This is a genomic window from Paenibacillus sp. PK1-4R, assembly GCF_030369595.1.
In the GTDB taxonomy this organism is placed as follows: Bacteria; Bacillota; Bacilli; order Paenibacillales; family Paenibacillaceae; genus Paenibacillus.
Map to the genome: position 1 here is coordinate 3,558,122 of NZ_CP126535.1, position 16,545 is coordinate 3,574,666.

The 16,545-nt window shown below is 44.4% G+C and carries 11 protein-coding genes; 6 read left to right on the forward strand and 5 right to left on the reverse strand.

All coding sequences use genetic code 11. The features are described from left to right. The first annotated feature begins 93 nt into the window (after positions 1–93). Both QNO02_RS15455 and QNO02_RS15460 read left to right on the forward strand, forming a co-directional pair. Positions 94–5,166 carry a golvesin C-terminal-like domain-containing protein gene (locus tag QNO02_RS15455; protein WP_289389198.1) on the forward strand — a complete coding sequence of 1,691 codons (5,073 nt, stop codon included), beginning with the start codon at positions 94–96 and terminating at the stop codon, positions 5,164–5,166. A gap of 329 nt (positions 5,167–5,495) precedes the next feature. Further along, positions 5,496–6,383: a cation diffusion facilitator family transporter gene (locus tag QNO02_RS15460; protein WP_289389200.1), complete on the forward strand. Its 888-nt coding sequence runs from the start codon at positions 5,496–5,498 to the stop codon at positions 6,381–6,383. A gap of 128 nt (positions 6,384–6,511) precedes the next feature. On the opposite strand, the gene QNO02_RS15465 is transcribed toward QNO02_RS15460, so the two are convergent. The 4 genes from QNO02_RS15465 to QNO02_RS15480 form a co-directional block, all read right to left on the reverse strand. After that, entirely contained in the window at positions 6,512–6,982 is a 471-nt protein-coding gene (locus QNO02_RS15465) for a ferritin family protein (RefSeq protein WP_127548746.1), read from the reverse strand. 106 nt (positions 6,983–7,088) lie between these two features. Beyond that, positions 7,089–7,529 (reverse strand): CBO0543 family protein, encoded by a 441-nt coding sequence (locus QNO02_RS15470; RefSeq protein WP_289389201.1) that lies wholly within the window; start codon positions 7,527–7,529, stop codon positions 7,089–7,091. 250 nt (positions 7,530–7,779) lie between these two features. Further along, positions 7,780–9,156 carry an MmgE/PrpD family protein gene (locus tag QNO02_RS15475; protein ID WP_289392795.1) on the reverse strand — a complete coding sequence of 459 codons (1,377 nt, stop codon included), beginning with the start codon at positions 9,154–9,156 and terminating at the stop codon, positions 7,780–7,782. A gap of 165 nt (positions 9,157–9,321) precedes the next feature. Further along, positions 9,322–10,281 (reverse strand): LysR family transcriptional regulator, encoded by a 960-nt coding sequence (locus QNO02_RS15480; protein WP_289389202.1) that lies wholly within the window; start codon positions 10,279–10,281, stop codon positions 9,322–9,324. Between the two features lie 232 nt (positions 10,282–10,513). On the opposite strand from QNO02_RS15480, the gene QNO02_RS15485 reads away from it, so the two are divergent. The 4 genes from QNO02_RS15485 to QNO02_RS15500 are packed head-to-tail and all read left to right on the forward strand — an operon-like array spanning position 10,514 to position 14,994. Then, positions 10,514–11,071, forward strand: coding sequence for a DJ-1 family glyoxalase III (locus QNO02_RS15485; protein ID WP_289389203.1), 558 nt, complete (start codon positions 10,514–10,516; stop codon positions 11,069–11,071). 12 nt (positions 11,072–11,083) lie between these two features. Further along, complete coding sequence (locus QNO02_RS15490) at positions 11,084–11,638, forward strand: DJ-1 family glyoxalase III (protein WP_036615521.1); 555 nt, start codon at positions 11,084–11,086, stop codon at positions 11,636–11,638. 27 nt (positions 11,639–11,665) lie between these two features. Continuing rightward, positions 11,666–13,567, forward strand: coding sequence for a glucose PTS transporter subunit IIA (locus QNO02_RS15495; protein ID WP_289389204.1), 1,902 nt, complete (start codon positions 11,666–11,668; stop codon positions 13,565–13,567). An 11-nt stretch (positions 13,568–13,578) separates the two neighbouring features. After that, positions 13,579–14,994 (forward strand): 6-phospho-beta-glucosidase, encoded by a 1,416-nt coding sequence (locus QNO02_RS15500; protein WP_047843087.1) that lies wholly within the window; start codon positions 13,579–13,581, stop codon positions 14,992–14,994. Positions 14,995–15,108: 114 nt separating this feature from the next. Here QNO02_RS15500 and QNO02_RS15505 read toward each other — a convergent pair whose 3' ends face one another. After that, entirely contained in the window at positions 15,109–16,467 is a 1,359-nt protein-coding gene (locus QNO02_RS15505) for an alkaline phosphatase (protein WP_289389205.1), read from the reverse strand. Positions 16,468–16,545: the final 78 nt, after the last annotated feature.

Sequence of the window (16,545 nt, forward strand, 5' to 3'; positions counted from 1 at the left end):
AAGGGGAAGGTTAAGTGCTTTTTTACGATCATTAGAGCAGAAGGCAACACATTTATGGAAGCGTTATCATTATGAGGAGAGGCTGTGAATTGTATGGTCAAAAGGAAGCTGTTTTTCTTCATCGTTTTCATGTTGACGGTCGTAGTTCCTTCCAGCCTGATCGGAATAAGGACCGCTTATGCGGAGACCTTACCTTATCAGACGATTATCATCGATGACGGGAGTATCAAGATCAATGATGTTGTGACACCTGATGCGGGTAACGAGAACAATGGATATGCGGCTCCAAATTGGACTACAAGCACAGGGGTGAAGGGGTATGATCTTTCCAGCACCAAATATACGAGTACAGCAGGCAGAACGATAACATGGAATCCACGCTTGGAAGAAGGAACCGCGAAAATATCGTTCTATAAGCTGGATTGGGCGGATAAGGCTGATAGCAATGTAAAAATCGAAATTGTTCATAATGGAACAACGGATGTAGTCTTTATGGATCTAAGACCCTCATCTGGCGCTCCAGCAGGGTGGGTTGATTTGGGAGAGTACTATTTTTCTGGAGTTGGTGAAGAATTCGTTCAATTGACCCGTTCTACCGGCACCACAAACACGATCCTTACACGCGCGGATGCGGTCAAGTTCGAAGGGAATATAACGCAGAAAGAGCCACATAAGACAATCATAATTGATGATGGGAGCCTCACAATTGATCATGTCGTTACGGTTGATTCCGGCAACGCTAATAACGGATTCTCCGCTCCATATTGGAGCACAAGCGCTGGAGTGAAGGGATACAATAATTCCAGTTCCAAATTTACAGACGCTGTAGGTAGAAGCATCACCTGGAATCCACGCTTGGAAGCAGGGACTGCGAGGATATCGTTCTATAAGCTGGATTGGGCGGATAAAGCAGACAGTAATGTGAAAATTGAGATTGTTCATAACGGGATAACAGATGTCAAGTTTATGGATCTAAGACCTTCTTCAGGTCCATCGGTTGGTTGGGTGGATCTGGGGGAGTATGAGTTTAGTGGTGATGATAGCGAATTTGTCAGGCTGACTCGAACACAGCCTTCTACGGGTACAATTATTACGCGGGCTGATGCAGTCAAGTTCGAGGGGAATATCCTTCAACAAGAGCCACCGCTCCCCCCACTAAGGAGCCGTACCTTAGCAAATCTTAGTTACACAGAGAAAGGCAGCATCGAAAATGCGAACTACAAAGCAACCTTCCATGAGGCAGTATGGGATGGAGGCAAATCCATCGTTCGTGACATGTTCTACAAAAACACGGAGACAGGGAACTGGGTTCCAATCAATAATGAATCAGAACGACTTGAGGAGCAATGGGTTTTATTGGACGGGAATGCGGGGAGCCGAACCAATTACTATGATACGATGAACAAACGCTGGATTACATTCGACGGGGTCCATTTTCCCGACAGCCAGACGGCGGTATTAACCGATTCTACGCATGGCAGTGATTACGATTTTGAAGTGAACTGGTCCATGGCAGGGGATAAACCAGATGTTTCTTTTGCCTTTACGCCTCGCCGCGACGGCAATTATGTGATTGGATATCAGTCCTTCACAACAGAGGCAGTCTCGGGCATCAATGAAGTGTTAAATGGATTCCGGTCACATGCCAAAATGGTAGGTACAGTGGAATCAACAAGTTTAAGAGAGCTGAGCGCTCCGATGAGCCTGGTTGAGAAAAATGATGGTGCGGGAAATCCATTGACCTATGGCGTATTTGTACCTACGACAGAGCTTCCGGTTGAATTTGAACCGACGGGAGGCGTGACGAAACAACGGCTTGGCATGAGCCTGGTTAACAACGAAGGCAGCGTGCAGCCCATCCTGTATGCGCCTCAATTAGGGACTTATTCGCAAATGACCGCAGAAAGCACGTATCAATTTCATATGGGGCTAATCGCTCAAAAAAGCAATCTATATGAGTCCTACGTGGATATTCTTCGCAATGAGTACGATTATTCGGCATACCGGGAAAATGTGTCAGATCAGTCGCTTACTGACGCGATGTTTAATATGATTGATCTCCTTAAAATTGAGCCGCAAGGGGACGACTCTGTTAATTATGTCCCATCACCCAGCGGGTGGTGGAGCCGTGCCAAGGGTTTTATAGATATCGAAAACGAGGATAGCGTCCGAACAAGCTCAAATGCAGTTCTTTTGGGAGCTTATTATTTAACTGGGGATGACCAGCTATACGATACGAGAGCACTGCCGTCCGTCCAGTATGGCGTATCGCGAAATGGTATTGGTTGGTCGCCAACGCAGAAGAAAGTATACGGTGTGCCTTCCTTATGGAAAATGGCTACTCTGCCATTTGATGTTTCAAGCGTAGCGGCTGTTAATCAGATGATGGGCACTACAGCTGGTATTGGGGCGCTGGCACAGGAAGAATACCTCGTACGTGACCCGGATCAGAAAGACCGCGGGCCTGTCATTCAGCCCCTGATGATGTATCGGATGACGGGAGATGCACAGTATTTGCAAGCTGCGAAGGATGCAGCCGACAGTTATATCACGCAACATATCGATACGCCTGCATCCCTCGATGTGAGCAAAAATGAGTTCATTTATTATTATAGCAAGCTGTGGATGGAGATCTTGGAGCTATATGAGGAAACTCAGGATCCCAAATACTTGGATGCCGCCTATAAGGAAGCCAAACGCTATGCAACAATGTTCGTTGCTCGTCCAGTTCCTGAAGGTAACGTTACGATTCCTCAGCCGGAGACATATAATTACGCCGAGTCGTTCCATTGGCCGGAAAGTGGTAAATTTCAATATCCAAGACTCAAGCTTCCCGAAGATATTGCCGGAGGTGTTCAAGCGGAGCGTTGGCTTATTTCACCGAGCGGATTGACGTTTGAAGCAGGAAGTACAACCGGCTATTATCGGATGAATGCTCAGGAAGCTCCGTTCATGCTGAGATTGTCGCTCTATACAGGGGATAAACTGCTGCAGGATATTGCTCATAATGCGGTTATTGGACGATATTCCAGTTATCCAGGTTATTATTATAAAGGGTTCGCCGTTAGCCAACTTGAACCGGACTTTCCTCTGGAAGGCCCAAGCGGGGCTACATCCATCTATTATCACCATATCCCTGGGCAACTCGGGCAAACGATGGATTATTTGATTAGCGAACAATCATTGAAATCAAACGGGAGCATTACGTTTCCTTCCGTATTTGAAACGAATTTTTTATGGTTCAAATATCACCTCTATGGGAATAAACCAGGTCAATTTTATGGTAATTCGGACGTTTGGCTCTGGATGCCTAAGGGGATTATTAAGACCAACCATCCTCAATTGAATTGGATAACGGGTGAGAGCGGGGATAAATTCTACATCGGATTAAGCAATGCATCGTCTGAAGAAGTTCAGACTCCGATTGAATTGAATGAACAGATCATTGGATTCAACCCGGCACAGGATTATACCGTAACGATCATCCGCGACAATGGCACACCAGAGCAAACGGTAATGAGTGGCGGAATCATTCAAGCTACGGTTTCAGGCAAGGGAATCACCGCGATCATTGTCGAGGGACTCGATATTGATGTACCGCTGCATCAGGTTAGAACGGCTGATACATCGGATGCAAGCTATTTTTTCGACATCCACAGTCCAATTGATGCGGTTAAAGGCATGCTGATGGTTAAGCCCGACGAAACGGTCTATGATGCTTATGTGCAGGCCAAAACGACAAAACCAGCGACAATCCATTATTCATTGGATGGCGGAGCTACGTATACGACCATACCCGATACGATATACCCGATGGAATGGTCTATACGAGTGGATGATTTATCCCAAACCTTTACGTATTACGTGGAATCGGACGGGAAACAGACCAACAAGCGTACACTTTATCTGCCTGATCAGGTAACGGAAACTCCAGTCCAACCCGATGGGCAGGATAGTTCATCCATCATCGTGGATAATACGGAGGCGGAGACAGAAGGCGTCTGGATAAGGGATACGACGGCTGACAACTATTACTATGATAACTATGTGTATGCCAAATCTACAGCTGGCACAGCGACAAGCAAAATGAGATGGCGGCCTGAGCTGCCGGAAAGTGTCACTTACAGTGTGTATTACAAGATTCCGCAAATCACTGCAACGAGTGAAAATTGGGCTACAAATGCCTCATTTACCGTTTATTATAACGGGGGCTCCGAGACGGTTACCGTTGATGAGACAACGGCGAATGGTACTTGGGTGCACCTAGGGGATTATCCTTTTGCTGCAGGTGATAGCGGGTACGTGGAACTAACCAACAAGGCCAACAAGTCCAGGGTCGTTGCCGATTCGATCATGTGGGTGGACGCGAACCAGATACCGCAATTGGAGTCTGCTGTGATCCTGTCCGATCGCAGCGAGCTGCAGATGACTCAAACCGCACAACTGAGCGTAACAGGTTATTTGGATAACGGTTTGGTCGGTGATCTTACACAGGCCGATGTGCAGTATTTCGTTGATCGTACGGATCTGGCTGAAGTGAATAGCAGTGGGGTGTTGACCCTTCTTAATCTTGATGGAGACACGGATCACATTGAGGTATGGGCTACTGTTACGATTGACGGAGTGACCTTAACCACACCGCCTTTGAATATCACGATCAGGGACCTAACGATTATCGTCGATAGTACAAATACAACGGGGTTATACACGACGGAAGGGTCGTGGAGCCAAAGCAATTTAGCCGGATACAAAATTGGGGTTAAATCCCGCTATTCAACAGTTCAAGGCTCATCAGCAACGTGGAAAGGCCAGTTCCCAGAGGGGAAATATACGGTCTCGATCTACAAACTCGTCCATACGACGGCAAACGATAACAATGTCAAAGTGGAAGTGAAACATAAAGCGGGTACCGAGGTCACCTATATCGATGCAACGGTCGGCTCATCGGGTTGGGTTAATCTGGGGACGTTCGACTTTACGGGCGACGGTAGCGAGTATGTTCGATTAACCAGGGTTACGCCTACAACGGTAGACCCGCCAACGCTTCCTGCGGATATGATCTATACGAGGGTTGACGCAGTTATGTTCGAACGGCATTCCGATGATTCGGAGCAGCTTGCCAATGAAGCGCCAGTTGAACCGACACTTTCTGAATCAGAGCAGTGAATTATGAATGGAAGTGGAACAACGGTAAGTGATGTTATACAAATTATTGTAAAATAACGCTAAGAGCCGAGTGGATCATAACGATCCATTTGGCTCTTTTTGTCTAAGTGCACGAAAGTGTGGTTACAAGGGAAGGCAGTCGGCCACCTTCCTCTTACCACCCATTAATCACTTAAGTTTGCCAAATCCAACTTTTTTGGATTCTTGTAAAAAAATTGCCGCGTTCAGATTATGTTTCGTCACACTCAAAACGTTTCTCTAGACCCACACAAATCTTCAATGGTACCATCATACACGTGCTTGAATTAAAGATTGCAGGAGGATATCATGTGGATCAACTTAAATACGATAATCTAAAGCTGGGGGAGCGCGGAGCTATCATCAGCATTATCGCCTACATATGTTTGACCGTATTAAAACTGATCGTTGGCAATATGGCCGGATCAGAAGCACTCAAGGCGGATGGATTAAACAATGCCACCGATATTGTGGCCTCAATAGCTGTACTGATCGGTTTGAAGCTTGCCCAACGCCCAGCAGACACAGATCATACATATGGTCACTGGAGAGCAGAGACCGTTGCGTCACTTGTTGCTTCTTTCATTATGATGGCAGTAGGTTTACAAGTACTGTTTCAAGCCATTGGTTCTGTGTTTCAGGGTACACATGAATCTCCGGATATCATCGCTGCGTACACAGGCATTTTCTGCGCGGTTGTCATGTATCTGGTCTATCGCTATAACAAGAGACTTGCTTCCCGTATTAAAAGTCAGGCAGTCATGGCTGCAGCTCGAGATAATATCTCCGATGCCTGGGTGAGCACCGGTACGGTCATTGGGATCGTGGGTTCCCAGTTCGGCCTCCCATGGCTGGACCCTGTAACGGCTGTCATTGTAGGTTTCCTGATCTGCAAGACCGCTTGGGACATTTTCAAGGAAGCCACACATCATCTGACGGATGGTTTTGATGTTGAACTGATTCAGGAGTACAAAAAAACGATTGCCGGAATTGACAGCGTAGAGACAGTTAAAGACGTGAGAGCGCGGAACTATGGCAATAACGTTGTAGTAGACGTTGTCATAACAGTTGATGCTGAGCTGGACCTTCAACAAGCACACGATATCTGTACAGACGTGGAGAACGAGTTAATGGAGGAACATGACGTATACACCGTTCACGTTCATGTGGAACCTGATACGTTGGAAGAGTGCATTTGATAGCAAGTTTATATCAGTGAGACTCAGCAAAGCAAAAAAACCAGTGAGCTTTACTCATTCACTGGTTTTTTACTGCTTTCAATTGTTCATTTTTAAAAGAATACGCACGTTTTTCATCCCATACATGACTATCTCGGCAAATTGTAGGTAATCAGATTGTTATATTTATCCGCATGTTTCTGTTCGTCCAGGATGATTCCCCAAACCGTGTCTTTATATATGCCATAAGGGAGACCAAACCATATTTTTCTATACTTTTCCACGGCGGCCAATTCACCCTGAAACGCCTTTTGCAGTCCGGCGAGATAAGAGGTGACCGTCTCAACTGGCTCACTGCTTACGCCCGAAATCTCTTGACCTGTCAGATCCTTGTACATTTGGCGGAACATTTGATTATGTCCTCGTTCATCATTGCGGATGCTCGTGATGATGGCAGCCTGATTGGCATCGGGTGACAACTGAATCAGTGAATCATAGAACACCTCATCGTTTCGTTCTCCTTGCACAGCCGTTTTGATTAATTCAAGTGCTTCGGCTGATGATGTTGCCCATACCGGAGTAAAAGTGTACCTGTAACCATAAGGATATGCCACATACATTACGAATCCCTCCAAGACAAATATGAGTTAAGATATGCACGTATGCCCATCAGCGTTAACCCATATCATCTGTCCTGCCTTATTAGTGGAAAGCTTCAGTAAAACTTCACTTCGTATACCTCAATAGTTTACTGTAACCATAAGCAAGAACAAATGGCAGGAGGTATGACACAAAGGTCCAAATTATGTTCCATCCATTAAAATAGATGACATGCCCCATCATTTTGGCAACCCATTCGATTAATGTCAGCGACAATGATGCAACAAGAATCGCCAACCATGGCTTGGTGCCTTTTTCTGAAATCATATACATCATCAGGCAACCAGCGATCGGATAGACTCCAAGATCCATTGGAAGAGCAGCCAAGGATTGATTATGAGTATTCGGCAGAATATTCCAGAAGTAATTAAACCCGATATTGTTGATGGATGCTGAAATAGCCACACCAAGTGGATAATATAGAATAAGGATTGTAAAGTTCCGACGCAGAATCCATACACCCAATATAATGGGAATGACCATACCCAACAGAATGTTTCCTAACATGCCATTTTCCTCCAAAGCTTTGTTACTTCTGTAGTTTCACTATAAGCCGCATCAGCATTTATCGGATTTCTCTCACTTCAATACAAGTGGTGTTGTATAAGTTAACCAACTCCATGGGATATAATGCATATTAGCAAATTCGAAATAGGCATGTGTGAGTCCAAACGTTAAAAAGGCCGCTTATCCAACAAGGGTAAGCGACCTTTTTTAGCGCATTTAGTAAACTTACATTAATGCAGTTTAAATTCGTTTAGAAACGGAGCAGCTTATCCACATGATTCATATGTTCCAGATTACGAATAAACTCGAATTGTTCTTGTTTGTTTCCATCAAAAGGTGTGCCTGCAAGAAATCGATTGAATTTCTGTTCAAGCATATTCCAGCCAAACGGAGTTTCCATATCGCCTAGAGGTACAGGCATCCACCGTTCATATATATTGCCATCATGGGTTGTTATAACAACATGGGCAGCGCAAAAATGAGTTGGATGATCAGCCAGATATTGCTGCACTTCATCATCCAGGGTTACTGTAATTTTTTGCACCAGTTCCTGAACCTCTGGATCGGTGAAGCTATTGAATATTAATTCCTCTGAGTCCATACGACCGTATTTGAGAGCCACGGCTGAAGTGAATTGTGTGCTGGCCTGTGCTCCGATTGCGGTCTTGGGCTTAGGATTTGTCAGACGATATACAAATGAAGAGGTCCTCACATCAACAGACTTGATCTTGGATGGTGTTAAACTATAGTCTTCACGAAGTTCCAACATAGCATCCAGAGTGGCGTGTAATCCACGCTGGCAGGCATGACGTTTGAAATAAATGTCAGTCACTTTAAAATCAGTTCCCAGTCCTTCCAGCACATGACTTGTGTCACAATGCCCGCTTGTTCCTTTGAAGGCCTGGAAGAATCCATATTTTCCTTCCAAAGCTTCATCAGGACCCGTGAAACCACAGGATGCCAGTCTCACGGCCCTTAATCCGGTCAATGCCGCCCAGCCACTGCATAAAATTTTTCCTGAAGTTCCATCATTCTGATATTCAATCAAACCTCCTGTGAACAGAGAAGCAATCCCCATCGCATCCTTGGTCTGCTTGGCATCTGCATTTGTTAATTTACTTACCAAGGCCGCTGCTGCGACAGCGCCGCATACCCCGGTAGCATCAAATCCTCTTTCCCGGTACATAAATGGATTGATCGCTTCGCCTAACCGAGCATATACGTCATAAGCCGCAACAATGGCGGTGATCATCTGTTTGCCATCGTTTCGGTGAAGCTGAGCCATACTTAGCAGGAGCGGAACAAGCACAGATCCAGGGTGGCCCATGGCGTGGCGATAGCCGTCATCCAGGTCTGCACAACGTGCCATCATGGTATGAATGAAGACAGCATGATCTGTGCTAGTGCGGACATCCTGTTCACCAATCAATGAGACCAAGTCTTCATTTTTAATAATAGAGTCTGCCAATCTTGCGTATTCCAAAATACGTTCACTTGTTTCAGAGTATCGACCAAATACCATATTACCGTAAGAGTCCAGTATTACCTGTTTACCTACTTCGATAGCCCTCTCTGAGAGATCCTCATATTGAAGACGGGTTATGTAGTTGGCAAGTTCTACAATCATATGATTCACAACAGTTCACCTCGTTATTTTGACTTCAATCCGCAAATACACGGGAAGTTTACATAACAAAAATATAAAGTTGGCATGATGTTGAACTCAAGCACAAGTTAACTGCACTAACTCAACTTTTGTATGCACATAAGTAATTGAACGCGCCAATATGATTCAATTGCTTTGATGCAATGAAGGGGTGCAATAACGTTTGACTATTTTTTTCAAATCCTCTACGTAAGAGGGGAAAATTTTAGATTTGTGATAGATCAATGCAAGCGGGTGAAGATAAGAAAAATCAGCGATTGGAAATACATGAAGGTGAGAATTCGTATGATTAGACTCATTCAATGCATGAATCCCTGAAAGATACATCGTTAATGAAAAACTGGCCGCGTAATCCTCAGCACACAAAAGGTGATGGATATCCGGTTGCGTCAATTCGTTAATACAATGCAGGGATATGTTACGTTCAGAGAGATGTTTATCGAGCAAAATACGGGAATTGAAGTTTTTCTTATTCAGAACAAAGGGGACATGTTGAAACAGACTCAAATCCGCACCCTGATTAAATGTTTCGATGCACTCGGGATATTGATCAGGGAAATACTGCTTGAGCAAATTGTCCGAGATTACCATGTACATCTGCTCAAGCAGAATCGTTTCATACTTTACATTTTGCGTTACGATATTGTCCACACCCGAGAGAAACAGATCCAGTGAATTGTTTAACACCATCTCCTGCATTTGCGGTGAGGTTGTACGATGAATTTTAAGCTCCACTTTGGGATGCAGGGCATAAAACTCTTTTAATAATTTCGGCACGATAATGGGATAGCGGCCTTCGGTAATGCCAAAATGAATCGTGCCTGACTTATCCTCTTTAAGATCAGTAAGTTGATTCTCCATGTTTTGATCCAGCAGCTCAATTTGACGAAGCGTATCTTGCATAATTCTCCCCGCTGCTGTCAGCGCAATTTTAGGTTTTCTTTCGAAGAACGCAACACCATGTTTTTCTTCCAAGCTTTTTAGGTATTTGCTGAGTGATTGATGGGAAATATATAGTCGTTTCGCTGCATTGGAAATGTTTAACTCTTCGGACAGAACCAAAAAATATTTATAGTTATTAAGCATGCATACCTCCTGAGGTAATCTTCTGTGTGACTCTGATGTAAACACTATAGATGCAACACGGTTAAAGTTCATCATACTGCAACTATTAGTTACATACAAGCAATCTAAATGTGCTTTGGGGTTGCGAATATCTATGATAAATTATGAATGTATTCACGATGTCCATAGCGGTGTAAGCGTGAGCAATATGCAAATGTCTGCTCCAAAATATAATTAACAGGAGGTTATGTGCGTGAGTAAAGTTGCAGTTCTATTAGCAGAAGGATTTGAAGAAAGTGAGACCCTGACGATTGTTGATATTTTGAGAAGAGCACATATCGAATGTCACATGATTAGTACAGCGGGTGAAATGGTTCGTGGTAGTCATGACATCTTGGTCAAGGCTGATGCGCTCATCAGTGAAGATGCTAAAACCTACGATATGATTGTACTCCCTGGAGGAATGCCTGGGGCCGCTAATCTTCGTGATGATGACCGTGTAATTCAACTTATTCAGGAAATGAATCAGTCCGGCAAATATGTAGCAGCCATGTGTGCGGCACCTCTTGCACTAGCCAAAGCAGGTGTGTTGGAGAACAAAAATTTCACAGCTTATGTAGGTTATGATCAGAAAATTGAAACCAGCGGTACTTTTAAAGAAGATATTGTTGTTAAAGATGGAAATCTGATTACAAGCCGCGGCCCCGCGACGTCTTATGCTTTCGCTTTTGCATTAGTGGATGCCTTAGGCGGAGACAGTATGGCTGTCAAAAATCGTATGGTATATTTCAATGCATTTGATGCTGAATAGGAGGGAACTGAAATGACGAATAAAGTAGCAGTGTTGATGGCGGAAGGTTACGAAGAGGGAGAAACGCTGACGATTGTTGATATTTTGAGAAGAGCTGGATTAACCTGTGACACGTTTTATTTTGGCGATAAGCTGGTTAAGGGCATGCACGGCATCTTTGTAGAAGCAGACAAACCTTTTGGCGAAGAAGTAAAGCAGTATGACATGATCGTTCTGCCGGGAGGCCGCCCAGGTGGACAAAACCTGAAGGAAAATCCGGATGTGATTGACATGGTGCAGTACTTCAATCAGAACAATAAGTACATTGGCGCAATGTGTTCCGGTACGGTGGTACTGTCCGATGCAAAGGTCATTGAGGGCAAACAGGTAACAGGTTATGTAGGGTACGCTGAGAAATTGATTGGCGGCATCTTCAAGGATGAAGTCGTCGTAGCTGACCAGAATCTCGTTACAAGCCAAGGGCCTGCAACACCTTATCCATTTGCATACAAAATTGCAGAAATCTTCGGCAAAGATACATCAGGCCTACGTGAAAAGATGTTATACAACTTTGCCGGAGGCAAGTAAAGACAGCTAAGAGGGCGGGGGAATCATATGAAAACAGAGGAATTGGCTAAGGAGATTATCGCTAACATTGGACAGGATAATATTACGTATGCCACGCATTGTGCAACCAGATTGAGATTCAACGTAAAAGATGAGTCTCAGGTTAACTTGAAAGCGCTTGATCGACTGGAAGGTGTCTTGCGAGCCCAGTTTAACAGCGGTCAGTTACAGATCATCATTGGCGCAAAAGTGAAAAGCGTTTTTGACGCAGTAAGTGAAAAGCTTGACTTGGAAAATCAGGACATTGAAGTGAAAGCAGTACAACAAAAAAAGAATGTGATTTCCCGAGTCGTGGAAACGGTGGCAGGTATATTCGGGCCAGTCATTCCAGTGTTGATTGGGTGCGGTATGGTGAAGTCTGTGCTTGCAATCCTGACGACAATGAATCTTCTTGAGACAACAAGTGGTGCGTACCAAACCTTTAGTCTGATTAGCGATCTTATTTTCTATTTTTTCCCCTTCTTCCTTGCAGTCAGCGCGGCCAAGAAGTTCAAAACCAACGAATATCTGGCTGTGGCCCTTGCCGGGGCTTACATGTATCCCACCATTATGGAAGGTGCAGCAAAAGTGGCAGAGACGGGTGTTACCAGTTTAAGCTTTTTCGGCCTTCCATTATTGCTCGTGAACTATAAATCAACGATCATTCCGATTATTATTTCGGTTTGGGTGATGAGCTTCGTCTACCGATTTGTTAATAAGCGAATACCCGATATGTTTAAAATTTTGTTTGTGCCGATGATTGTGTTGTTCATTATGGTTCCACTTGGATTAATTGTTTTCGGACCTTTAGGAACCTACTTCGGCAGTGGAGTTGCTCAAATTGTAACGTATTTGTATACGGTGAATGGCGTCATTGGTGCATTTTTATTTGGAACATTCAGACCCCTTCTAATTATATTTGGCATGCATTACGCGATTACTCCAATTAACAGCCAGCTGATTGCTGAATATGGATACTCGGTAATTTCACCTGCAAACTTGACTGGAAATCTGGCTCAAGCCGGGGCATGTATTGGTGTATTCCTCTTATTGAAACATAAAGCGAGCAAATCCAGTGCTCTATCCAGTGGTGTAACGGCGATGTTTGGTATTACCGAACCGGCTATCTTCGGATTCAACCTTAAGTACAAGCGCCCATTTATCTGTGCGATGCTTGCAGGAGGTATCGGAGCAGCTTACATCAATTTCTGGGGTGGAGGAGCAACGGCTCTGATTCTGCCAGGTATCCTGGCCTTGCCAACCTATATCGCTGACAGTTATATACACATCATTATCGGGGTAGCAATCAGCATTACGCTTGCACTGGTTGCCGTCTTGATCTGGGGAATTGAAGAAGAGATTCCAGCTCCAGTTACTGCAAGTGTTGGCAATGGAACAGATGGTTCTGCTGCCGCTAATGTGATTACGTCGACCTCAGAATCCCATGCTTTGACTCGACCAACCGGAACACTAATCATTGGCTCTCCGATTAACGGGATAGTTAAAAATATAACTGAAATCGACGATCCCATCTTTGCTCTGGGGAGCGGTGCTGCAGTTGAATCAATCGATGGCAAAGTATACGCGCCATTTGACGGTAAAGTTGTATCGCTGTTCCCAACCAAACATGCCATTGGACTGATGTCGAATGAAGGAGTGGAGATGCTTGTTCACGTAGGGATTAACACCGTCAAGTTGAAAGGAAAGCATTTCACAGCTTATGTGCAGCAGGATCAGGTGATTAAGCAAGGAGATCTGCTGATCGAATATGATCATGAAGCTATTCGGGCAGCAGGATTTGATACGGTCGTGCCCATCATTATATCGAATACTTTTGAATATCAGAGTGTTGAGCAGATTGCTGAGGATCGGGTTGTCCAAAACGAAGCACTGTTACGCATTCACGCTTAGAGGTGGTAAATATGAGTAAATTATCTGAAGACTTTCTTTGGGGAGGCGCTGCAGCGGCCAACCAGTTAGAAGGTGGATGGAATGAGCGCGGCAAAGGAGTCAGTGTTGCAGATGTCATGACAGCAGCAACACATGGCTTGGAGCGAAGAATTACACAGGGAATTGAGGAGAATGTATATTACCCTAGTCATCAGGCTAGTGATTTTTATACAAGATACAAGGAAGATATTCAGTTGTTTCATGAGATGGGATTCAAATGCTTTCGAACCAGCATCGCGTGGACACGGATATTTCCAAACGGAGATGAGACGGAACCGAATGAGGAAGGTCTGCAATTCTATGATGACTTGTTTGACACCTGTTTGGCATACGGGATTCAGCCAGTAGTCACCATATCTCACTTCGAAATGCCATATCATCTAGTGACGGAATATGGGGGATGGCGCAATCGTAAATTGATTGACTTTTATTTAAACTTCTGCGAAGCAGTCTACACCAGATATCGGACAAAGGTTAAGTACTGGATGACGTTTAACGAAATCAATATGATTGTGCGCAAGCCATGGAAGCCGGGAGGCATTCAGTGGAACGATGGGGAAAACAAACTTCAGACCATGTACCAGGCTGCGCATTATATGCTGATAGCCAGTGCCAAAGCAGTCAAGCTTGGTAAAGAGATCAACCCGGACTTTATGATCGGCGGCATGTTCCTTCATCCAACATCATACGCAGCTACATGCGACCCTGATGATGTGCTTGCCCAGGTCAAAAAACTTCAACAAGCTTACTTCTTTCTCGATGTACATGTCAGAGGCAAATATCCACGCTCATATTATGGGTTCCTGAAGCAGCATCAATTAGAAATTGAAACTGCTCCTGAGGATGAATTGATTCTGAGAGAAGGAACCGTAGATTATATCGGATTCAGTTATTACTCCAGCTCTGTCGTTATGGCTAATCCAACCGATCAGGACAAGAGTGAGGGGAATGAAATAAGCGGTTATAAAAATCCGCTCTTGCCTGCCAGTGAATGGGGATGGCAAATTGATCCGGTAGGTCTCCGGATTACATTAAACTGGCTGTATGATAAGTATCAGATCCCGCTATTTATTGTAGAGAATGGTTTAGGCGCAGTGGATACGCTCGAAGAGGATGGGTCAGTGCATGATCCGTATCGGATTGATTACCTTAGACAGCATGTGAGTGAGATGAAAAAAGCCATTCTGGAAGACGGGGTCGAAGTGATAGGTTACACTCCTTGGGGTTGCATTGACCTTGTCAGTGCCGGAACAGGAGAGATGAAAAAGAGATATGGCTTAATCTATGTCGATAAAGACAATGATGGGAAGGGTTCATTAAAGCGAGTTAAAAAAGATTCTTTCTACTGGTATAAAGAATGTATTAAAAGTCAAGGGAAGATAATATAACACTTCGTCAAGTACACGAATGATCAATTAAAAGCCCTTGTCTCCATCGGCAACAACTGGAGACAAGGGCTTAAGCTTTTTCAAAGTTTTACCGAAATTTATTAGGGATTTTTTTTACTGGTGCTTACTGAGAATATCAAATATGATCTTGGCATTATCTGTGTTGTCGATCAAACCGGCGAAGCGATGACTTGCCGGACCGTAGGCATAGACCGGAACATCTTCACCTGTATGTCCACCTGTTGTCCAGCCGGTAAATGAACGGTTATCAATAATCGCTTCAATGGCATTATCAATTTTTGTTACATCCGCACTTTTGGCTGCTTCTTTCACCGATTGAATCTCTTCAGGTTTCAACTCCAGTTTCAGATAACTTTTCAGTGTTTCTTCAACCGAAGCACCTTTTGCAATTTGTGCTGCCATGAAGTCAGGTGTACGTAGTGCAGCTTTGATCGGGTCTACGAAGAAGTTGTATTCTCCGTCTTTTCCAAGCGTAAGTCCACCTGTGGAGTGGTCGGCAGTAGCTACGACAAGTGTTTCACCGTCTTTTTTGGCAAAATCAATAGCTGCCTGAAATGCTGCTGCGAAATCGTCCATTTCACTCATCGCACCAACGATATCATTATCATGTCCTGCCCAGTCGATCTGGCTGCCTTCGACCATTAGAAAGAATCCTTTGTCGTTCGAACTGAGGCGATCAATCGCTGTATTGGTCATCTCAGCTAATGATGGAGTTGCAGCAGTACGATCAATCAACTTGTCCAGCCCTCCGTCCGCAAACAGTCCAAGAACTTGTTGATTCTTATCTGCAAGGAGAGAGGAACGATCCGTCACATAGCTGAATCCGGCCTTCTGGAACTCCTTCGTCAGATCACGACCCTCGCGTACAAAATTGGATTTCCCTCCACCCAGAAGTACATCCACCTTATGCTTGCCATTAATCAACTCATCATAATAATCGTCCGCAATAGCATCCATATTTTTTCGACTGATATCATGGGCACCAAATGCAGCTGGTGTGGCATGAGTGATCTCCGATGTAGCCACGAGTCCGGTGGCTTTCCCGTTTTCTTTTGCCTGCTCAAGTACGGTTTTGACTTCCTTCTGCTCAGGGTCAACCGCAATGGCCGCATTGTAGGTTTTTACACCTGCCGACATTGCCGTTGCTGCAGAAGCGGAATCCGTCACATTTTGTTTATCATCATCCGGATAGGTCATTTGTGCTCCAACCAGATAAGGGTCGAATACGGTTTTATCCATGCCCTTCGTCGAAGGATCATCTTTCATATAACGGTAGGCGGAAGTATAAGAGGTCCCCATGCCATCCCCAATGAGGAAGATGATGTTCTTGATTTGTTTTTTCTCCACACTTACAGCTTGAACCGCACTTGCTTGTCCTGCAGACAAGAGAGTAGAAGCCGATACAGCCAGAGTCAGCGCTACCGCTGGTAATACTCTTTTGGATAATTTCACAATGATTCCTCCTCGTAATATCTCAACAACAAAAATGAATGCATGAATCTATATTCATTTGTTCATCATTAAAAAGAT